16 protein-coding genes and 1 other annotated feature are annotated in these 19,861 nt (G+C 44.1%); of the genes, 8 read left to right on the forward strand and 8 right to left on the reverse strand.

Features of this window, described 5'->3' with window-relative positions:
• Positions 1 to 77: 77 nt before the first annotated feature.
• The 3 genes from nagZ (at position 78) to tyrA (ending at position 3,526) form a co-directional block, all read left to right on the forward strand.
• Complete coding sequence (gene nagZ / locus ABMY42_RS17375) at positions 78 to 1,061, forward strand: beta-N-acetylhexosaminidase (protein WP_009697644.1); 984 nt, start codon at positions 78 to 80, stop codon at positions 1,059 to 1,061.
• 239 nt (positions 1,062 to 1,300) lie between these two features.
• Complete coding sequence (locus tag ABMY42_RS17380) at positions 1,301 to 2,374, forward strand: 3-deoxy-7-phosphoheptulonate synthase (RefSeq protein WP_005447945.1); 1,074 nt, start codon at positions 1,301 to 1,303, stop codon at positions 2,372 to 2,374.
• 24 nt (positions 2,375 to 2,398) lie between these two features.
• A complete protein-coding gene (tyrA, locus tag ABMY42_RS17385; RefSeq protein ID WP_005447947.1) occupies positions 2,399 to 3,526 on the forward strand; it encodes a bifunctional chorismate mutase/prephenate dehydrogenase in 1,128 nt (375 codons plus the stop codon).
• A 79-nt stretch (positions 3,527 to 3,605) separates the two neighbouring features.
• On the opposite strand, the gene ABMY42_RS17390 is transcribed toward tyrA, so the two are convergent.
• The 3 genes from ABMY42_RS17390 to ettA all read right to left on the reverse strand — a co-directional run bounded on the left by ABMY42_RS17390 (position 3,606) and on the right by ettA (position 6,930).
• Complete coding sequence (locus ABMY42_RS17390; protein WP_009697645.1) at positions 3,606 to 4,607, reverse strand: M23 family metallopeptidase; 1,002 nt, start codon at positions 4,605 to 4,607, stop codon at positions 3,606 to 3,608.
• A 29-nt stretch (positions 4,608 to 4,636) separates the two neighbouring features.
• Entirely contained in the window at positions 4,637 to 5,005 is a 369-nt protein-coding gene (locus tag ABMY42_RS17395) for a PilZ domain-containing protein (RefSeq protein ID WP_009697646.1), read from the reverse strand.
• Between the two features lie 257 nt (positions 5,006 to 5,262).
• Positions 5,263 to 6,930 carry an energy-dependent translational throttle protein EttA gene (gene ettA / locus ABMY42_RS17400; RefSeq protein ID WP_005447952.1) on the reverse strand — a complete coding sequence of 556 codons (1,668 nt, stop codon included), beginning with the start codon at positions 6,928 to 6,930 and terminating at the stop codon, positions 5,263 to 5,265.
• Between the two features lie 375 nt (positions 6,931 to 7,305).
• Here ettA and sltY point away from each other — a divergent pair, with 375 nt between their 5' ends.
• Entirely contained in the window at positions 7,306 to 9,252 is a 1,947-nt protein-coding gene (gene sltY / locus ABMY42_RS17405) for a murein transglycosylase (protein ID WP_005447953.1), read from the forward strand.
• Between the two features lie 13 nt (positions 9,253 to 9,265).
• Positions 9,266 to 9,568, forward strand: a complete 303-nt coding sequence (trpR, locus tag ABMY42_RS17410) for a trp operon repressor (protein ID WP_005447954.1) — start codon at positions 9,266 to 9,268, stop codon at positions 9,566 to 9,568.
• Positions 9,569 to 9,661: 93 nt separating this feature from the next.
• On the opposite strand, the gene yjjX is transcribed toward trpR, so the two are convergent.
• The 5 genes from yjjX to ABMY42_RS17435 all read right to left on the reverse strand — a co-directional run bounded on the left by yjjX (position 9,662) and on the right by ABMY42_RS17435 (position 14,663).
• Entirely contained in the window at positions 9,662 to 10,195 is a 534-nt protein-coding gene (gene yjjX, locus ABMY42_RS17415) for an inosine/xanthosine triphosphatase (protein ID WP_049534745.1), read from the reverse strand.
• A 24-nt stretch (positions 10,196 to 10,219) separates the two neighbouring features.
• Positions 10,220 to 11,398, reverse strand: coding sequence for a prephenate dehydratase (pheA, locus tag ABMY42_RS17420; RefSeq protein WP_005447956.1), 1,179 nt, complete (start codon positions 11,396 to 11,398; stop codon positions 10,220 to 10,222).
• Between the two features lie 13 nt (positions 11,399 to 11,411).
• Positions 11,412 to 11,534, reverse strand: a sequence feature (Phe leader region).
• A gap of 107 nt (positions 11,535 to 11,641) precedes the next feature.
• On the reverse strand, positions 11,642 to 11,968 hold the full coding sequence (gene raiA, locus ABMY42_RS17425) for a ribosome-associated translation inhibitor RaiA (protein ID WP_005447957.1): 327 nt from the start codon (positions 11,966 to 11,968) through the stop codon (positions 11,642 to 11,644).
• Between the two features lie 360 nt (positions 11,969 to 12,328).
• Positions 12,329 to 13,813 carry a lytic transglycosylase F gene (locus ABMY42_RS17430; RefSeq protein WP_009697650.1) on the reverse strand — a complete coding sequence of 495 codons (1,485 nt, stop codon included), beginning with the start codon at positions 13,811 to 13,813 and terminating at the stop codon, positions 12,329 to 12,331.
• A gap of 121 nt (positions 13,814 to 13,934) precedes the next feature.
• Positions 13,935 to 14,663, reverse strand: coding sequence for an outer membrane protein assembly factor BamD (locus ABMY42_RS17435; protein WP_005447960.1), 729 nt, complete (start codon positions 14,661 to 14,663; stop codon positions 13,935 to 13,937).
• Between the two features lie 136 nt (positions 14,664 to 14,799).
• Here ABMY42_RS17435 and rluD point away from each other — a divergent pair, with 136 nt between their 5' ends.
• The 3 genes from rluD (at position 14,800) to clpB (ending at position 19,227) form a co-directional block, all read left to right on the forward strand.
• Positions 14,800 to 15,777 carry a 23S rRNA pseudouridine(1911/1915/1917) synthase RluD gene (rluD, locus tag ABMY42_RS17440; protein WP_005447961.1) on the forward strand — a complete coding sequence of 326 codons (978 nt, stop codon included), beginning with the start codon at positions 14,800 to 14,802 and terminating at the stop codon, positions 15,775 to 15,777.
• 1 nt (position 15,778) lies between these two features.
• On the forward strand, positions 15,779 to 16,507 hold the full coding sequence (pgeF, locus tag ABMY42_RS17445; protein ID WP_017817297.1) for a peptidoglycan editing factor PgeF: 729 nt from the start codon (positions 15,779 to 15,781) through the stop codon (positions 16,505 to 16,507).
• A 146-nt stretch (positions 16,508 to 16,653) separates the two neighbouring features.
• Positions 16,654 to 19,227, forward strand: a complete 2,574-nt coding sequence (gene clpB / locus ABMY42_RS17450) for an ATP-dependent chaperone ClpB (RefSeq protein ID WP_005447963.1) — start codon at positions 16,654 to 16,656, stop codon at positions 19,225 to 19,227.
• Positions 19,228 to 19,861 lie beyond the last annotated feature (634 nt).

A 19,861-nucleotide genomic window follows, 5' to 3' on the forward strand; every position in this document is an offset into this window, starting at 1 on the left:
TTCACTTATTGTAAAGCAATTCTGAAGCGAATAACCTCATCGAATACGAGATATTCAGCCGATTTTGAGGAGAAACAATGGGACCGTTATGGGTTGATGTTGCAGGCTACGAACTGACTGCAGAAGACAGAGAAATTTTGGAACATCCAACGGTTGGTGGTTTGATTTTATTTACACGTAACTACCACGATAGCAAGCAGCTTCAAGCTCTTACCCAGTCTATCCGTAAAGCGGCGAAACGTCCGATTTTGATTGGTGTTGACCAAGAGGGCGGGCGCGTTCAGCGTTTCCGTGAAGGCTTCTCTCTCATTCCAGCGGCTGACGAATATGCCAAGCACCAAAATAGTGAGGAACTGGCACGCATGGGTGGTTGGTTGATGGCCGCAGAGCTGATAGCTCATGACATTGACCTAAGTTTCGCGCCTGTGCTGGATAAAGGTCATCAGTGTAAAGCGATCGGCAGTCGAGCTTTTGGTGAGGATATGGACACAATTTTGCGTCACAGTTCTGCTTACATGCATGGCATGAAGAGTGTCGGTATGGCAACAACGGGTAAGCACTTTCCTGGTCATGGCGGTGTGATTGCTGATTCACACCTAGAGACTCCGTACGATGAGCGCAGTGATATCTTTGAGCAAGATATGGCTATTTTCAAAGCGCAAATCGATTCCGGCATCTTAGATGCGATGATGCCTGCTCATGTCATTTTCCCCAATTATGATGATCAACCTGCAAGTGGTTCAGAGTACTGGTTAAAACAAATCTTGCGCCAACAACTTGGTTTTAAAGGTTTGATCTTCTCTGATGATTTGACCATGGAAGGTGCCGCAATTATGGGTGGTCCTGCCCAGCGAGGCATACAGGCATTAAAAGCAGGTTGTGACATGCTATTAGTTTGTAACAAGCGCGATGCACAAGTGGAAGTACTCGATAACCTGCCAATTACTTCCGTTCCTCTTGCTGATGCCTTGCTGAAAAAACAAAACTTTACACTAAGCGAGTTAAAATTGTCTCAAGAGTGGAAAGACGCTACTGAAGCCATGAAGCGATTGATTGGTTAGCCATGTAAACCTTGAGTATTGGTTTACTTGGGGGGATACGTAAACTGTCGAAAACACCTATTTTAAGCCGAAGTGCCCTGCATTTCGGCTTTTTCTTTGTGTGTAAATTTAAGTTTACATTAAATGTTTTTTATTGTGTACGCTTGTATTTCTTTTGTAGCCTGTTATCTTGTCGATAAAGCTTAGTTGTCTCACCAAGGAATTGGTTGGGTGTAAACAAAAATATACAGGTCGAAGTTATGCAAAGAAGTGAATTGAGCAACATCAACATCAGCGAAGAACAAGTACTGATCACGCCTGAGGAGCTAAAAGTTAAGCTTCCTTTGAGTGAAAAGGCACGTCGTTTCATTCAAGAGTCTCGTCAAACCATCGCTGACATCATTCACAAGAAAGATCATCGTCTGCTTGTTGTATGTGGACCATGTTCTATTCATGACGTAGAGGCAGCGAAGGACTACGCTAAGCGCCTAAAAGCCCTTTCAGAACAACTAAGCGACCAACTGTATATTGTAATGCGTGTTTACTTTGAAAAACCTCGAACCACGGTTGGTTGGAAAGGTTTGATCAATGACCCACACCTAGATGGTAGCTTCGACATTGAACATGGTTTGCATGTTGGTCGTGAACTGCTGGTTGAATTGGCAGAGATGGAAATCCCGCTAGCAACAGAAGCTCTTGACCCAATCAGCCCACAATACCTTGCGGATACTTTTAGCTGGGCGGCGATCGGTGCTCGCACAACGGAGTCACAAACTCACCGCGAGATGGCAAGTGGTCTTTCTATGCCTATTGGTTTTAAGAATGGTACGGATGGTAGCTTGGCAACTGCTGTTAACGCGATGCAAGCGGCTTCTTCTAGTCATCGTTTCATGGGAATCAACCGTGAAGGCCAAGTGGCACTGCTAACGACACAAGGCAACCCAAATGGTCATGTCATTTTACGTGGAGGTAAGCAAACCAACTACGATTCAGTATCAGTGACTGAATGTGAGCAAGAAATGGCGAAGTCTGGTCTCGATGCTTCGCTGATGGTGGACTGTAGCCATGCGAACTCGCGTAAAGATTACCGTCGTCAGCCATTGGTCGCAGAAGATGTGATTCATCAAATCCGTGAAGGAAACAAGTCAATCATTGGCTTGATGATTGAGAGCCATATCAATGAAGGTAATCAATCTTCTGACCTGCCACTCGAAGAGATGAAATACGGCGTATCGATCACCGACGCATGTATCAATTGGGATTCAACTGAGGCACTATTACGTCATGCACACGAAGAGCTGGTGCCTTTCTTAGAGAATCGTCTAAAAGGCTAACAACACGGGATTTAAGGAACATCAATGGCAGTTGAACTTAACGCATTACGCGATCAGATTGATGCAGTCGACAAGCAAATGTTGGAGCTATTAGCTCAGCGTTTGGCTCTAGTAGAGAAAGTAGGGGAAGTAAAAAGCGAACACGGTTTGCCAATTTATGCCCCAGATCGTGAGGCGGCAATGCTGGCATCACGACGAGCTGAAGCTGAAAAAATGGGGATTCCTCCACAACTGATTGAAGACATTCTTCGTCGAACAATGCGTGAGTCTTATGCCAGCGAGAAAGATTCCGGTTTTAAGTGTTTGAACCCAGAATTGCGCTCAGTGGTTATTATTGGTGGTAATGGTCAGTTAGGTGGTCTGTTTGGTCGAATGTTTAAGCTGTCTGGTTACCAAGTTAAAGTGCTGGGCAGTAAAGACTGGGATCATGCAGACGACATCTTGGAAGATGCTGGGCTGGTGGTGGTTACTGTTCCGATTCACCTGACAGAAGGTGTGATTGAAAAGCTAGGCAACCTACCAAAAGACTGCATTCTTTGTGACCTGACTTCCATCAAGTCTAAGCCATTGCAAGCAATGTTGAATGTGCACCAAGGTCCGGTTGTTGGTTTACACCCTATGTTTGGTCCAGATGTGCCAAGCCTAGCGAAACAGGTAATTGTGTACTGTGATGGTCGTGGTAACGAACAATACCAATGGCTATTGCAACAGTTTGGGATTTGGGGCGCAAGCCTGTGCCAAATTGATGCGCAAGAGCACGATCATGGCATGACATTGATTCAGGCGCTGCGCCACTTCACTTCGTTTGCTTACGGTATGCACCTAAGTAAAGAGAATCCAAACATTGAACAGTTGTTAAAGTTGAGCTCACCAATTTACCGCTTGGAGTTAGCGATGGTAGGGCGTTTGTTTGGTCAAGATCCAAACCTCTACGGTGACATTATTCTCTCGTCGCAAGAGAACATCGATATGATTAAGCGATTCCACCAACGTTTTGGTGAGGCGCTGAGCATTTTGGATAGCAAAGACAAAGCAGAATTTGTTGAAAGCTTTGAACAAGTCAGTGATTGGTTTGGTGAGTACTCTCAACAATTTATGAACGAGAGTCAGAATCTGCTAAAACAAGCGAATGACAATATCCATCGTGGATAAACACCGATTTGATAGATAAAAAGACCAGCCCTGAGGCTGCTCTTTTTATATGTGAAGTGAAGAAAAGGAGCGCAAAACCTTAGTTGGTTGCGGTTCCTGTCTTATCTTCGCTTGATACGGTGCTGATGCTAGTATCACGGTAAGGTGAGTTAGTCAGATTGATTTGCAGACGAACGACATTATCAATCAATTGAACCAATGGTCCCCATTTCACCTTTTTCTCTTTCTCGAATGCGTAGTTGAAGTTTTCTGGTGTCCAATCCATCAGATATTGAGGATTCAACGCACGACCTAAGAAGCGCACCTCATAATGTAAGTGTGGTCCAGTTGAGTTGCCTGAATTACCACATTGTGCAATCACATCACCTTTACTTACGAACTGACCACTTTTAACTTTAAAACGGTTTAAGTGGGCAAAAGAGCTCGAGAAACCAAAAGAGTGACGCAGAGTTAGGTAGTTGCCGTAACCTCTGTTACTTGGTCGTACTGTCTCCACAACCCCATCGGCTGGAGCCAGGATCTCTTCACCGCGTTTGCAGGTGAGATCGATACCGGTGTGGACATGGCGTTTACCAGAAATAGGGTTAATACGACTGCCATATGAAGATGAAATACGTTGGTAGGTCATCGGGCTGTCGTTAGGTATCAAGCGAAACATGGTGGCTCTGACCGCTGAGTCTATCGCAGCTGCATCGATCCGCTCTTCTAACGCGAGATTGCTTTCTTCACCTATTAACTCTTCATCTGCCAAGCCGAGTACGGATTCAACATCAAATACGCGCTTCCCGAGAAGTTGTATTTGGTTATTTTTGTCCGTCAGAGACTGAGATAATGAATGGTTGGTGTCCAACTGCTCTTCGTACAATGCAGTGATTTGTGCTTTCTCGCTCTCAAGCTTTGCGATGGTCTGGTTTAATGTTTGTGCGTCATGAACCTGTTTTTGGTTCATATACCAAGCACCACCAATGACAGCCGGTAGCGCAATGACCGATGCGCAAATGGTTAGGATCGAAAGGCGACCCAAATGAAATTGCTGATTCCCATCTTTGGTTGGGATCTGCATGATGATTTTTTTAGACATGATTATTGTTACTAAAGCAGGCGTTCAGTTTATTCTTCCCCTAAATCCGAAAGGTGTTCTAACTCTCGATTTAGGAGTTCGTTATTGCCTACATTCAATTCTATGAATCGTTTTAATTGGCTAATACTGTCGATGTCTATGTTGCTGATCTTTAGCCGAACTTCATTGTCTGCAATTGAAATGACGTCAGCATTTAATCGCATGGTTTGCTCTGATTGAATAAACGAAAAACCGACTTCTACGGGCTGTAATAAATTCAGTTTTTTTGCATCTTCAGCTTTTAATAACAAGCCATGTAAAGAAAGGTCTTGAATGGTAGCTGGTATTACCAAATCTCTCTGTTCAATTAAGGCTGGTACTTGGTAGATGATGCGTGAAAAGCGTCGTCTTTCCGTCATAGAGCTTTCTCGTAAAATGTCAAACAATGGCAAGACTATACCAAATAGAACAAAAAATGTTCGATTTTTGTGTTTGAAATGTCGAAAATGCTACAGAGTTATGCTGGCTAAAGGTTAGGCTCTTTACATGCTACAAGGGCATTTGAGCTATTTATGCAACACATACAACAAAGGTCGCTATGATAGCGACCTTTGTACGAATTACAAGCAAAGGTGAGATGTAAGGTGAAATACCGCACATCAACCTGCGGTCGAAATTACTTCGATACGCGCTTGTATTTGATACGGTGTGGCTCAGCCGCTTCAGGACCAAGCGTCTTCTTCAGCCATTCCATGTACTCGTTATAGTTACCTTCGTAGAAGTTAACTTGACCTTCATCGCGGTAGTCGATGATGTGTGTCGCGATACGGTCTAGGAACCAGCGGTCGTGCGAGATAACCATTGCACAGCCAGGGAACTCTAGTAGAGCTTCTTCTAGCGCACGTAGTGTTTCAACGTCAAGGTCGTTGGTTGGCTCATCGAGTAATAGTACGTTACCGCCAGCTTTAAGAAGCTTAGCAAGGTGTACACGGTTACGCTCACCACCAGACAGTTCGCCGATAATCTTCTGTTGATCTGAACCTTTGAAGTTGAAGCGAGAACAGTAAGCACGTGCAGGAATTTCGAAGTTGTTTATCTTGATGATATCAGCGCCTTCAGAAATTTCTTGGAATACGGTGTTCTTGTCGTTCATTGAGTCGCGGAACTGCTCAACAGACGCTAGCTTCACGGTTTCACCTAGCTCAATCGTACCTGAATCAGGCTGTTCTGTGCCGCTTAGCATCTTGAATAGGGTCGATTTACCAGCACCGTTGGCACCGATAATACCTACGATTGCACCCTTAGGCATGCTGAATGATAGGTCATCAATAAGAACGCGACCGTCGAATGATTTCGTCAGGTTGTTCACTTCGATAACTTTATCACCTAGACGCTCACCCGGTGGGATGAACAGCTCGTTGGTTTCGTTACGTTTTTGGTGGTCAGTGTTTTGCAGCTCTTCAAAGCGCGCCATACGTGCTTTAGACTTCGCTTGACGACCTTTAGGGTTTTGACGAACCCATTCAAGTTCTTTCTCAATGGTCTTTTGACGAGCTTTTTCTTGAGATGCTTCTTGTTGTAGACGTGCATCTTTTTGCTCTAGCCAAGACGTGTAGTTACCTTCCCATGGAATACCTTCACCACGGTCAAGTTCTAGGATCCAACCCGCAGCGTTATCTAGGAAGTAACGGTCGTGGGTAATCGCAACTACAGTGCCTGTGTAATCAACTAGGAAGCGCTCTAGCCATGCAACAGACTCAGCATCCAAGTGGTTGGTTGGTTCGTCTAGTAGTAGCATGTCTGGCTTCTCTAGAAGAAGACGACAGATAGCAACACGGCGACGTTCACCACCAGATAGGTTTGCAATCTTTTGATCCCACTCAGGTAGACGAAGTGCATCAGCCGCACGCTCTAGCGCGTTGTCTAGGTTATGACCGTCTTTCGCTTGAATTAGCGCTTCTAGTTCGCCTTGCTCTTTTGCAAGTGCATCGAAGTCTGCGTCTGGTTCTGCATACGCAGCATATACCGCATCCAAACGCTTCAGCGCGTCTGCAACATCAGATACCGCTTCTTCAACCACTTCACGAACGGTTTTTGATTCGTCTAGTACTGGCTCCTGAGGTAGGTAACCTACGTTTAGACCAGGTTGTGGACGTGCTTCACCATCGATATCAGTATCGATGCCCGCCATGATACGTAGCAGAGTTGATTTACCCGCACCGTTCAGACCTAGAACACCGATTTTTGCACCTGGGAAGAAGCTTAGAGAGATGTCTTTAAGAATTTGACGCTTAGGTGGCACGATTTTGCTCACCCGCGACATGGTATATACGTATTCAGCCATTGCCGATCGTTCCTAAATTAACTGTCATTCAAAGCGTCTATTTTATACCAACTCCTTGAGTTTTGTTACCGCATTGCAAGAAATTCGCCGCTCATGTGATTTCTTCTTCATTGCTGACCGGAAACTCACAACTTTAGGGTATACACTTTTCTTGTTCATCCTTAATTCAATGTGCTGCGATTCATCAGGAAGAATGGATTGTTGGGAATCTATTTGTCTTTAAGGGTTCTAAAGTTTCACGAGTACAACATTTATTACATCAAGTCGCTTTACAATGAGAACTTAATACGGTGTAAATAGATGCATATGCTTTATGACTTACTACGCTTTGTATTCTTCATTAGTAAGGCATGGAGTGATAAACGTCTGAGGAAAATGACGCACATGAGATTCAACGTATCTGAATTGGCTAAAAGAGTATGTTATGCAGCCGCTTTATGTGCGGTTAGCGTATCAGCAAACGCTGCGCTGAGTTTAGAAAAGCAGCGCCAGGTCTATGAACAAGCTCAAGACCTATTAGATAAGAATGACATTGATGGTTACTTATCTATCCGTTCAAAAATCGCCAACTATCCACTGACTCCTTATGTGGATTATCGGGTGTTTCTGAGGCAATTATCGAGTAAGTCTCCACAACAGGTAGACGAATTTATTAAAGACCATGAGGCTTTTCCATTCTCACGTCGAATTCGTGCCCCTTACTTAGATAACCTTTATCGTCAGAAAGATTGGAAAACCATTACTGAGTTTCAGAGAGTGGAACCAAGTGGTGAGCGCTATCAATGTATTTTTTACGTCGCCCAATTAAATCAAGGCAAACAAGTGGCTGCGTTCAAAGGTGCAGAACACATGTGGTTGCGTGGCAGCAGCATTGCAGATGAGTGTGACCCATTATTCTCTGCGTGGGATAAAGCGGGTGAGCGCTCTGATGAACTTATCTTACAACGCATGTTGCTGGCGTTTGATGCGCGTAACGGTGGTTTATTGAGTTACCTACAAAAACTGCCTAAATCAAGCAAGGCGCAGCAGCAAGCCAAAGCGATGAAGGCACTGTTTGATAAACCAGAAACGGTCGCTGCATTTGCTAAGAAACAACCTGCTAATGATTTCAACCGTGCTCAAAGTGAATTCGCGTTAGAAAAACTAGCGCGTAAGGATACAAAAAAGGCGCAAGACGCTTACGCAATCGTTGTGAAAGGACAGAAGTTTTCACCAGAGAAAGCACAAGCATTAGCTGACTATATTGCGATTCGTTTGATTCGTACCGAGTCAGATTCGTTGGCTCAATGGCGTGATGATAAGACGAGATCGAGTAAGAATTTACCCTTGATTGAAAGCCGCATTCGTTTATCGATTCAAAATGGTGATTGGAAAGGGGTACAGAAGTGGATTGCAGTTTTAAATGAAAAAGAACAAGCGACGCTTCGGTGGCAATACTGGTTAGGACGCAGTGAGATGGCGTTGGGTGATAAAGTCGCGGGCAAACAGCGCTTGGCTAAATTGGCGGGTCAACGGAATTTTTATAGTGTTGCTGCAGCGAATGCGATTGGTCAGTCGATTAAGTATCCATCGAGTACCGTGAAGCTCGATAAAAAGGTTGTTCAACCTTACCAAAAATCGTTAGTGCGAATTGAAGAGTTGATTGAAACCGACAAAATTGCTGCTGCCAAAAGTGAATGGGCACATTTGTTGCGTCGTGTTGGTAAAGAAGAGAAAAAGATGTTGGCGGCTTATGCTGCTTCTAAACGTTGGCATAATTTAACGGTAACAGCGAGTATTCAAGCTAAAATGTGGGACAACATTCCTCTGCGTTTTCCTGTCGCTCACCGCTGGTGGTTTAATTTCTATGCCGAGAAACATAACATCGATCCTATTACTATGATGTCTTTGGCTCGACAAGAAAGTGCACTGGACTCTGAGGCTCGCTCACCCGTTGGCGCTCGTGGCTTGATGCAAATTATGCCTGCAACCGCGAAGTACACGGCTCGTAAATACAAGCTTAAATACCAAGGTACGGAAGACTTGTACAATGTAGGTAAGAATATTGAAATCGGTAGCCATTACTTACAAGGGTTAATGGAGGATTACGATAATAATCGTATTTTTGCGCTCGCCGCTTATAATGCAGGACCTAACCGAGTAAAAACGTGGCGAGAGCGAACCCAAGGAAAAGTGGACGCTTATTCCTTTATTGAAGCGATTCCGTTTAAAGAGACTCGCGGTTATGTGCAGAACATTTTGATGTTTGAAACGTATTACCGTGACCTTTTAGGTGTCGATGGTGCGTTCTTGACCCCAAATGAGATCAATACCAAGTATTGAGTGAGGTAACTTGATGTCACACGAACCTGAGTACAAAGACTGGCAGCAGATTGTTGAATTGATCCGCTCAAGTGTGGATAACCAGCAACATGAGATGTTGTTGACCATGCTAATGACACCGGATGAGAGAGAATCACTCACCGCACGTGTGAACATTCTGAATGAATTGCTGAAAGGTGAGCTTTCTCAACGTCAAATCAGTCAAATGCTGGGGGTTGGCATAGCAACGATCACTCGCGGCTCAAATGAGTTGAAGTCAAAGTCGGAAGTCGATAAGGACAAACTCAAGACGTTGCTCGAGCAAGGTGCTCAGTAAGGTCGTTTGAGTTTCTATATCATAGACAGTAAAAAGGGCGGAAAAACCGCCCTTTTTAATTCGTGTATTATTTAGCCATGAGTCCAAAAGCAGTTATAAATTCGCAGGGAAGTGCTCGGGATTCGTAAATGGAATCAACGCCAGAATCAAAGCTTGATGATACACCGAGCTACGAGTCAGTTGGTTTTGAGTTAGCAACCCAATTGCACCGCCTTTCTGTTTGATGTTGTCGGTACCAAAAACTTCATCCATCACATCACCAAGTTCATTGGCATGTTTAAGCTTCTGTAGTACTTCTGGTGGCAACATCAAGCTTGCAGAGCGAGATTCCCCGCGATGCGTATCAGATTCAACCACCATCCAAGCAAATGTGACTTTCCCTTCAATACCTGCTTCTAAACCGACATAGAAATCGGCATTCGTTATTTCGGCTTTAGCGTTACGAACGCGATTCAGAGCTCCGAGATGTGTTTCATCATTTGTCATTGGTTGATCTGCGACTTCACTTGGAACGCTGACCCCAATGAATTCAAACTTCTGCTCAGGGAAAGCGCTGTGAAAAGCACTCTCTACGGCTTTGATTTTCGCTGGGTTAAGTGATGCGATAACGACTTTTTGGCCTGCCATGATCTTTTTACCTATGGATGTCTTTTAGCTCAGTTTAACTTGAGTCGGTTTCACATTCTCACTTGGATAACAGCCTAGTACTTTCAAGTGCTTAGTGATTTTAGTTAGCTCATCAATTGCCTGTTGCATTTCGTTCGAACCAAGATGAGATTCAAGGTCAACGTAGAACATTTCTTCCCATGGGTTACCCATGATTGGACGTGATTCTAGTTTGGTCATATTGATGCCGTAACGTTGAAGTACCAATAGCGTTTGAACCAGTGAGCCTGCTTCTTGAGAAGTCGACATGATCAGTGTGGTTTTTGCAGGGATCTGTGTCGATACTTCTACTGGTTTACGCGCAACTACGATAAAGCGTGTGTGGTTTTCGGTTTGGTTTGCGATATTGCCCTGAATCGCTTGTAGACCATAAAGCTTACCGCTTGAAGCATTACCGATTGCCGCTACATCATCACGATTGAGCTCTTGCACTTTTTGCATCGCATCTGCAGTACTTGCACAAGATTCTAGTTTCACGCCTTTCATGCGACTCAGGAACTCGCTGCATTGTTGGTGTGGTTGTGGATGAGAGTAAAGCGTTTTGATGTTCTCAAGACGAATGTCTTTGGTTGCCACCAAGCAATGTTCAATTGGTTGAGTCAGTTCACCAACGATGTACAGCGTTGTGTGTTGCAGTAGGTCGTAGACTTCATTGATCGAGCCTGAACTGGTGTTTTCAATTGGCAGCACACCGTAATCAGCATGACCTGATTCGACCGTTTGAGTCACTTCTTTGAAGTGTTCACAGTTGAGTTCAATTAACTCTGTGTTCTTGCGGCTGAAGTATTCGCGACTTGCAAGGTGTGAGTAAGAGCCTTTCGCACCAAGAAAAGCAACACGAGCAAGTGGCTTACGGCTTTGCTGTGGGTTAACAAGGTTTTGTAGGTAGCTTTGTTGAAGAAGGACCGAGTCTTCAATGATGGTATGGAAAAGTTTGGTGATGTACTGAGCGTCGAGTTCGTATTTATCACGACCATTGGTGATCAGTTTTACTAGAAGCTGTTGTTCACGGACGGCATCACGAACAGGTTTCGAAGTTTGAACTTTGCTTTTAGCGACTTCAATGCTGAGCTTACGGCGTTCGGACAGCAGGCTTAATAACTCGTCATCGAGTTCATTCAAACGTAAACGAATTTCTTCCAGGGAAATAGGTTGGTCAGTCATCAATTCTTTCCTTATAAAAAAAGCCCCCCGATTTGGGAGGCTTTCTGTTTGTTTTTGACTTTTCTTTCACAAACGAGTTAGCCCCTCCAACTATGGAAGGAAAAAGAAGTCAAAAAGAAACAGGTTAGTTGAGTGCATAAATAGTGCTTAATTTGTGAGTGTTTAAACACAATAAGCAAGCAGGCGGGGAGCGTCAAGCAAAAAAATAGCGCCTTTCGGCGCTACTTCCTCAATCTGGACGTTTTACTCTTCTTCTTCCACTAGCTCAGGCTTATTCGCACGTCGAGCTTCAGGTTTGTGGGTCAGCTTATTCAGTTGTCGTTCTAGTTTTTGCTCCACTTCATTAATAGCTGCGTAAAGATCTTCGTGAGTTGCTGAGGCGATTAGCTGGCCTTTAGGAACTTTAATAACGGCTTCGAATTTCTTCTGTTTGTTTGGTTCCTCGCTGAATGTTGCTTGGCATCCAATGATGTCTACTTGCCATTTCTCCAGCTTTTTAAATTTGCTCTCAATATGAGCGCGGATTGCAGAGGTGATTTCGATGTTTTTACCAGTAATGTTCATTGTCATAAATGTTTTTCCTCTGTTTCATCCCTCATGGGTTGAGTTCAGATTACCGCTTTGAGGAGAAAAGAATGTGATCTAGATCGCTTTTTGGGATGGGTTTTTCGAGATGAAAAATGAATGTGATCTCACTCAAGAACTGCTGAGATTTATGTGAAAATTGCTTGTTATCGGATTCGAAATCATTAGATTGGATAGAGTACTGAGCTGAAAACTAACCCGTTTTTAGGGGAGTTATACGGCCTGTAATTCTAGTTAGTTAAAAATTAACCAGATCAAAGATGTGAATCAGATCACTCTTAAAGTGCACAATAAGTTAGATTCAAAAACGCCGCTCAACAAATGAGCGGCGTTTTTGGTTTCTAGCTAGTGTGTTTTCAATTGAGGCGTTTGGCTGACGCTGCGCAATGGCGTCATAAAGACAGGGTCATCAGGCACAAGCAGAACATTATCGAGAGTTTTTGCTAGGTCGAGACTTTCTAACTGTTTGTAGATCACGTAGTAGCGGTTCACATTCGTTACGTACCTGATGGTTTCCCCTAAGCTTCTACGTGTTACGACCTCCACATTATTGAACCATACATTCGGATCGTAACCTTGCTGAGCGGCACGTTTACGCATTCTCTCAATGTTTCCAGGTCCAGCATTGTATGCAGCTAACGTTAAGTAGAGCTTGTTCTCTTTAGTTATGTTGCTATCACTGAAGTAATACCGGCGAAGAAACGCTAAGTATTTCACCCCTGCATGAACGTTGTTCTCTAGATTACGGACATTCTTAATGTTCACATTAGGGTCACTGGCCGTACTCGGTAAGATTTGCATAATACCAACGGCACCACGGCTTGATACTAGACTGTTATCGAACCCTGATTCCTGATAGGCCACCGCTGCGATGAGGAGGTAGTCAAAGTCGTACTTCTCCCCATACTTAGCAAACAGTGATGAGAGCTTTTCAAGCTGAGCAATCTTTTTGGGGTTCAGTGCTTTGTTGAGCCAATTGGTGTTATCGATGTATTTTCCATAAATGACGTTGCCCAGTAGTGTTCCTGACTTGGAAGTTTGGATGAACTTGTTGACCGCTTTTCTTAGCTCCGGGCTGTTATGGCGCATGGCCCAACCAATTTCACCCCCTTCTCTAATCGGAATCTTGGTGTGTGCTCGGATGTCATCCATAAAGTTCATCCACAGCTTGGCTTTGTGGCTATCAAGTACGATAGCTTTGATATAGCCATTGTTTAGCATTCCTACCAGTTCATAGTCTTGCAGCGTCTCTTCAATAAAGTGCACCACCACTGGTGGTAAGCCTTTTTTATTAAGCTGTTTGTTTAATACCTGAATGCTCTCGAAATAACTTGAACTGGCACGAACCCAAATTTCTTTGCCACTCAGTTGTTCAATCTTCGTCATTGCTGGTGTTTTTTTGTTAGTGATGACCCATTCTTCAATCCCTGTAATAGCAGGATCGCTAAAATCGACCAGCTTCTTGCGTGCATCGGTAATGGTGAGATTGGCAACCACTAAATCCCCTAAACCTTGCTCAAGAGAAGGTAGCAACTCATCGCGTGAAACTGGGATAATTTGAATGTTGAGTTTTGGTTTGAGCTTACGGAGCTCTTTTTCGAAATGAGCCAATAGTTCTGCACCAATGCCTTTTGGTTCTCCACCTTCTATGTAATAGAAACCAAGGTCGGCAGACACTAATACGCGTAAAACATTTTTCTCTTTAATGACATCCAGATCCCCCGTGTAAGGTGGTTGTCTAAGAGGGGAGAGCTCAAGAGAAAAGCTCGATGCTGAGAGTAGAAGCAGCAATCCTATCCATAACTTTGATAATGTCACGTTCACATCCATGTTGATGGTGAAGGAGAACTTTAAGCATAAGTAGCGCTCAAAAAATCATCAAGTTAGCGGGTGGAGCAAAAATAAGAAGGGAAAACAAAACCGCCACAGTTTGAGCTGTGGCGGTTGAGGATTAGTTTGCTGGGTTTAGCTTGATAAGCTCTTCCGTTCTGGCAACGGCGTCATCCAGTTTCAACTGTTTGTAAGCTTCTAGTTGAATCTCAAGCGACTTGCGAGCTGCTTCTGTATCAGGGAAAGTCTTTTGAAGCTCTTGAGAACGGTTAATCGCCGCAATCCAAGCTTCACGACGCAAGTAGAAATCTGCTGTCGCAAGATCGTAGTTTGCAAGACGGTTCTTCAGCGCCACCATGCGTTTCTGTGAATCTTCCGCGTATGGGCTGTTCGGGTAACGCTCTAGCAGTTTTTTGAAATCATCAAATGCTTTCTTAACGGGCTCTGGGTCACGGTCACTGCGATCAACGTTAAATAGGTCATGCATGAAGTTACGATCTTGTGCCATGTGGCTCAAACCACGCATGTACAATACCCAGTCCATTTTTTCATGAGTCGGGTTCAAACGCATAAAGCGAGAAATAGTTGCTAGACCGAGTGCTAGGTCGTCGTTTTTGTAGTACGCGTAGATAAGGTCAAGTTGTACCTGCTCAGAGTAGGCACCAAACGGGTAACGCGAATCCAAAGCTTCTAATTTCTCGATGGCAGAAAGCCAGTTACCGCTTTGCAGAGAAGTTTGCGCGTCTGCATACAGTTCAGAAGGTGGCACATCAGGAACGATTTCTTCTTTGCTTGCACAGCCAAACAGAAGGGATACCGCTAAAAGGCCTGTTAAAGTCTGATGTTTCATATCAGGAGTCTGTTCCTTGAATCTAAATATTTCTTAAGCTGCCGTTACTTTCTTTCCAGTAACAGATACAATGACGTAATAGTCTATTTTTCCACAGTCGTGAGCATTAGTCTCACAGTTTTTAAAAAAGTTCGATATGGCTCAGCAGATTGTTTTAACCAACACCGTAAAAGATAGCCAGTTAGGTCAACGTTTAGACCAAGCTATCGCCGAATTGTTCGCGGACTTCTCTCGTTCTCGCTTGAAAGAGTGGTTGCTTGACGGGAAGGTACAAGTGAATGGTGAAGTTGTCACTAAACCTCGCACCAAAGTAATGGGTGGTGAGGAAATTACCTTGCAAGCCGAGCTGGAAGATGAAGAACGCTGGGAAGCACAAGATATCCCGCTAGATATCGTCTACGAAGATGAAGATATCATCGTAATCAACAAGCCTCGTGATTTTGTTGTACACCCAGGTGCGGGTACTCCAGACGGCACAGTACTAAACGCATTGCTGCATCACTACCCAGACATCGCTGAAGTACCTCGTGCAGGTATCGTACACCGTCTAGATAAAGACACCACTGGTCTAATGGTGGTTGCGAAAACTGTTCCGGCACAAACTCGTCTGGTTCGCGCTTTGCAAAAACGTAACATCACTCGTGAGTACGAAGCGATTGCAATCGGTCGTATGACGGCGGGTGGTAAAGTGGATCAGCCAATTGGTCGTCACTCGACTAAGCGTACGCTAATGGCAGTTGCGCCTCTGGGTAAACCGGCGGTAACGCATTACCGTGTTGCAGAGCATTTCCGTGAACACACACGTATCCGTCTTCGTCTAGAAACCGGTCGCACGCACCAAATCCGTGTTCATATGTCTTACCTACAGCATCCGCTACTCGGTGATACTGCTTATGGCGGTCGTGCTCGTATCCCAACAGGTGCATCGGAAGAGCTAACAGCCATGATTCGTGGTTTTGATCGTCAAGCATTGCACGCGGTAATGCTACGTTTCGAACATCCTATCACTGGTGAAGAGCTAGAGTTCCACGCTCCAGTTCCTGATGACATGGTAGAGATGACAGAAGCGCTGCGTAAAGATACAGAAGAGTTCGGTCTACCTGACGAGTTCTAATATGAAGACGATTGTTCCCAATTGGTCCGCGCCGAAAAATGTTAAAGCTTTCGCCTCTACAAGAGTCGGAGGCTTTTCGACTTCGCCATATCAAGGGTTGAACCTTGGTGCGCATGTTGGGGATGATGCGTCTATAGTAGAGAAGAACCGTAATTGGTTGGCGCAACAAGCGAATATGCCAAATGCGCCAATTTGGTTGAATCAAACTCACTCTACTGTGGTAGCTCAGGTTAGCACACCAACAACACAAGTACTTGACGCTGATGGTGTGTTTACTTCTTCAAATAATATTGTCTGTTCTGCGATGACTGCAGATTGTTTACCTGTTCTATTAACCAATACACAGGGCAGCCAAGTGGCAGCCGTGCATGCTGGTTGGCGCGGTTTAGCAAATGGTATTGTTGAAAATGCACTAGCGCTATTTTCTGGTGAAGTAATAGCGTGGCTTGGTCCTGCAATTGGACCTCAAGCATTTGAAGTGGGTGAGGATGTCTTACAATCCTTTGTAGATTTTGACTCTCAAGCGCATCAAGCATTTACACCTCGTAATGTTGAAGGTAAGTGGCTGGCTGATATGTCCAAGCTTGCAACTCAACGTCTTAACAAAGCTGGGGTCACTCAAGTATTTGATTCCGGATTGTGCACTTTCCAAAATAGAGAAGATTTTTACTCATATCGTCGTGATGGTGTGACGGGTAGACAAGCGACTTTTATTTGGATCGAGGACTAACCACTACAACCCAAAAGTACAAAGATGCATAGCTTCATTTTTGCAAAGCTATCTTTATTAATTCTCTCCCTTGAAATTCCCTCTGTGCGTATCCATCTTTCTAACTGTCAAAAGAATTTTCTTCAGTTGAGGTTAGGAAGGAAGATATGCGTCTTGATAGATTCACAAGCAAGTTTCAAATCGCTATCTCTGATGCTCAGTCACTAGCGTTAGGGCGCGATCATCAATATATCGAACCAGTGCACCTAATGGTGGCATTGCTTGATCAGAACGGTAGCCCAATTCGTCCACTGCTAACAATGTTAGATGTCGACGTGACTCATCTACGCTCTAAATTGAGCGAAATGTTAGATCGACTGCCTAAAGTCAGTGGCATCGGTGGTGATGTTCAGCTGTCTAGCTCTATGGGTACGCTTTTCAATTTGTGTGACAAAGTGGCTCAAAAGCGTCAGGACTCCTACATTTCCTCCGAAGTCTTCTTGCTTGCAGCATTAGAAGACCGTGGTCCACTTGGTCAGTTATTGAAAGAGATGGGCTTGACCGAGCAAAAAGTGAGTCAAGCGATCGAAAAGATCAGAGGTGGTCAAAAGGTTAATGACCCGAATGCGGAAGAACTTCGACAAGCGTTGGAAAAGTTCACCATAGACCTTACTGAACGTGCAGAGCAGGGTAAGTTGGATCCGGTTATTGGTCGTGATGACGAAATTCGTCGTACCATCCAAGTATTGCAACGCCGTACTAAAAACAACCCTGTGATTATTGGTGAACCAGGTGTTGGTAAAACAGCAATCGTAGAAGGTTTGGCTCAGCGCATCATTAATAATGAAGTTCCAGAGGGGCTACGTGGTCGCCGAGTGCTTTCATTAGATATGGGCGCACTTGTTGCGGGCGCGAAGTACCGTGGTGAATTTGAAGAGCGCTTGAAGTCGGTATTGAATGAACTAGCCAAAGAAGAAGGCAACGTCATTCTGTTTATTGATGAGCTTCATACTATGGTTGGTGCAGGTAAAGGTGAAGGCTCTATGGATGCCGGTAACATGCTAAAACCAGCGCTGGCTCGTGGTGAACTTCATTGTGTGGGCGCTACAACACTAGATGAATACCGTCAGTATATAGAGAAAGATGCTGCGCTTGAGCGTCGTTTCCAAAAAGTGCTGGTGGATGAGCCAAGTGTTGAGGATACCATTGCAATTCTGCGTGGTTTAAAAGAACGCTATGAGCTTCACCATCACGTAGAAATTACAGATCCGGCGATTGTTGCGGCGGCTAGCTTGTCGCATCGTTATGTTTCTGATCGTCAACTACCCGACAAAGCGATCGATTTAATTGATGAAGCCGCTTCTAGTATTCGTCTACAAATTGACTCTAAACCAGAGTCGCTAGACAAACTTGAGCGCAAAATCATTCAACTGAAAATCGAACAGCAAGCGCTGAGCAACGAGCATGATGAAGCGAGTGAAAAACGTTTGGATGTGCTTAACGATGAGTTGAACGAGAAAGAGCGTGAGTATGCAGAGCTTGAAGAAGTGTGGAATGCTGAAAAAGCAGCGCTATCAGGTACGCAACATATTAAAGGTGAGTTAGAACAAGCTCGTATGGATATGGACTTTGCTCGTCGTGCTGGTGACTTAAACCGTATGTCTGAGCTGCAGTATGGACGTATTCCTGAATTAGAAAAGCAATTAGACCTAGCAACTCAAGCAGAAATGCAAGAGATGACGCTACTGCGTAATAAGGTTACTGACAATGAAATTGCAGAAGTGCTTTCTAAGCAGACGGGTATTCCTGTTTCAAAAATGCTTGAAGCAGAAAAAGAGAAATTACTCCGTATGGAAGATGTTCTGCATAAACGTGTCATTGGCCAGGCTGAAGCGGTTGAGGTGGTATCGAATGCTATCCGTCGTAGCCGAGCTGGTTTATCCGATCCAAATAAACCAATTGGTTCCTTCTTATTCTTAGGTCCAACAGGCGTAGGTAAAACAGAGTTGTGTAAGACACTCGCTAGCTTCATGTTTGATAGTGAAGATGCCATGGTACGTATCGATATGTCAGAGTTCATGGAGAAACACTCTGTGGCAAGGCTGGTTGGTGCGCCTCCGGGTTATGTCGGCTATGAAGAGGGGGGCTACTTAACTGAAGCGGTTCGTCGTAAACCTTATTCCGTCATCTTATTAGATGAAGTAGAAAAGGCTCACCCTGATGTGTTCAATATTCTACTGCAAGTATTAGATGACGGACGCTTAACTGACGGACAAGGTCGTACGGTGGATTTCCGTAACACGGTCGTCATTATGACATCGAACCTAGGTTCGGCTCGTATTCAAGAGAACTTTGCTACTCTGGATTACCAAGGAATCAAGAATGAGGTGATGGATGTTGTAAGCAAACACTTCCGTCCGGAATTCTTAAACCGTGTTGATGAAAGTGTCGTCTTCCACCCACTAGGTCAAGAACACATTAAATCTATTGCGTCTATTCAACTAGAACGTTTGGCTAAACGTTTAGAAGAAAAAGGTTACCAATTTGAGGTATCTGATAAAGCCCTCGATTTGATCGCCCAAGTTGGCTTCGACCCAGTATATGGTGCACGACCTTTAAAACGTGCAATTCAACAGAATGTAGAAAACCCATTAGCGAAGTCGATTTTGGCTGGAGAGATATTACCAGACAAGAAAGTACAGCTGATTGTTAGCAATGACCAAATCATTGCTCATCAATAATTGCATTGATGCACTGAAAAGTGGGATAAAGTTCAAACTTTAGGGGGCTATAGCCCCCTTTTTAATACACTTTTATTGAGTTTTGTTTGTTTTCTATACGAACGAACTAAAAAGCCAAGTTTTTTTGAAAAATAGGCTTGTGTTCCTTAGGGAACTCCCTATAATGCGCCTCCGTTGTCACGGGAAAGCAAGCTAAGCGAAACCAAGATGACAAGGTCAGTGAGTTAGAAGTTAACTCACAGAGAAATAACTTAAAAAAGTGTTTGACACGGCAAGTTATCTCGCTAAAATGACCGTCCACTTTGAAGAGAACTTCAAAGTCTGCTCTTTAAAAATAAGAACCTATCAATCTGTGTGGGCACTCGTTGATGATAATCCAATTAGAAATTTCTCTTAATAAAGAGCGGTTTCAAATTAGGTTTCAATGAAACGAAGTGACCAATCAAGTCTTCGGACTTGGCACAGTCAATTCATTATCGTTCTGTTGGAACGATAATAGCTTTAAAATTACATTAGTAGTTTTGAAGTCAGTATTCATTGAGCCTCTCCCTATTTATTTAGGGAATCAAAAACTTTAAATTGAAGAGTTTGATCATGGCTCAGATTGAACGCTGGCGGCAGGCCTAACACATGC

It is taken from the genome of Vibrio sp. SSH13-20, from assembly GCF_040104475.1.
GTDB lineage: Bacteria > Pseudomonadota > Gammaproteobacteria > Enterobacterales > Vibrionaceae > Vibrio > Vibrio harveyi.

Excerpts from the sequence above, each read along its gene's own strand:
- nagZ (WP_009697644.1), top strand. The coding sequence starts at position 78 with ATGGGACCGTTATGGGTTGATGTTGCAGGCTACGAACTGACTGCAGAA.
- ABMY42_RS17380 (WP_005447945.1), top strand. The coding sequence starts at position 1,301 with ATGCAAAGAAGTGAATTGAGCAACATCAACATCAGCGAAGAACAAGTA.
- tyrA (WP_005447947.1), top strand. The coding sequence starts at position 2,399 with ATGGCAGTTGAACTTAACGCATTACGCGATCAGATTGATGCAGTCGAC.
- ABMY42_RS17390 (WP_009697645.1), bottom strand. The coding sequence starts at position 4,607 with ATGTCTAAAAAAATCATCATGCAGATCCCAACCAAAGATGGGAATCAG.
- ABMY42_RS17395 (WP_009697646.1), bottom strand. The coding sequence starts at position 5,005 with ATGACGGAAAGACGACGCTTTTCACGCATCATCTACCAAGTACCAGCC.
- ettA (WP_005447952.1), bottom strand. The coding sequence starts at position 6,930 with ATGGCTGAATACGTATATACCATGTCGCGGGTGAGCAAAATCGTGCCA.
- sltY (WP_005447953.1), top strand. The coding sequence starts at position 7,306 with ATGACGCACATGAGATTCAACGTATCTGAATTGGCTAAAAGAGTATGT.
- trpR (WP_005447954.1), top strand. The coding sequence starts at position 9,266 with ATGTCACACGAACCTGAGTACAAAGACTGGCAGCAGATTGTTGAATTG.
- yjjX (WP_049534745.1), bottom strand. The coding sequence starts at position 10,195 with ATGGCAGGCCAAAAAGTCGTTATCGCATCACTTAACCCAGCGAAAATC.
- pheA (WP_005447956.1), bottom strand. The coding sequence starts at position 11,398 with ATGACTGACCAACCTATTTCCCTGGAAGAAATTCGTTTACGTTTGAAT.
- raiA (WP_005447957.1), bottom strand. The coding sequence starts at position 11,968 with ATGACAATGAACATTACTGGTAAAAACATCGAAATCACCTCTGCAATC.
- ABMY42_RS17430 (WP_009697650.1), bottom strand. The coding sequence starts at position 13,813 with ATGGATGTGAACGTGACATTATCAAAGTTATGGATAGGATTGCTGCTT.
- ABMY42_RS17435 (WP_005447960.1), bottom strand. The coding sequence starts at position 14,663 with ATGAAACATCAGACTTTAACAGGCCTTTTAGCGGTATCCCTTCTGTTT.
- rluD (WP_005447961.1), top strand. The coding sequence starts at position 14,800 with ATGGCTCAGCAGATTGTTTTAACCAACACCGTAAAAGATAGCCAGTTA.
- pgeF (WP_017817297.1), top strand. The coding sequence starts at position 15,779 with ATGAAGACGATTGTTCCCAATTGGTCCGCGCCGAAAAATGTTAAAGCT.
- clpB (WP_005447963.1), top strand. The coding sequence starts at position 16,654 with ATGCGTCTTGATAGATTCACAAGCAAGTTTCAAATCGCTATCTCTGAT.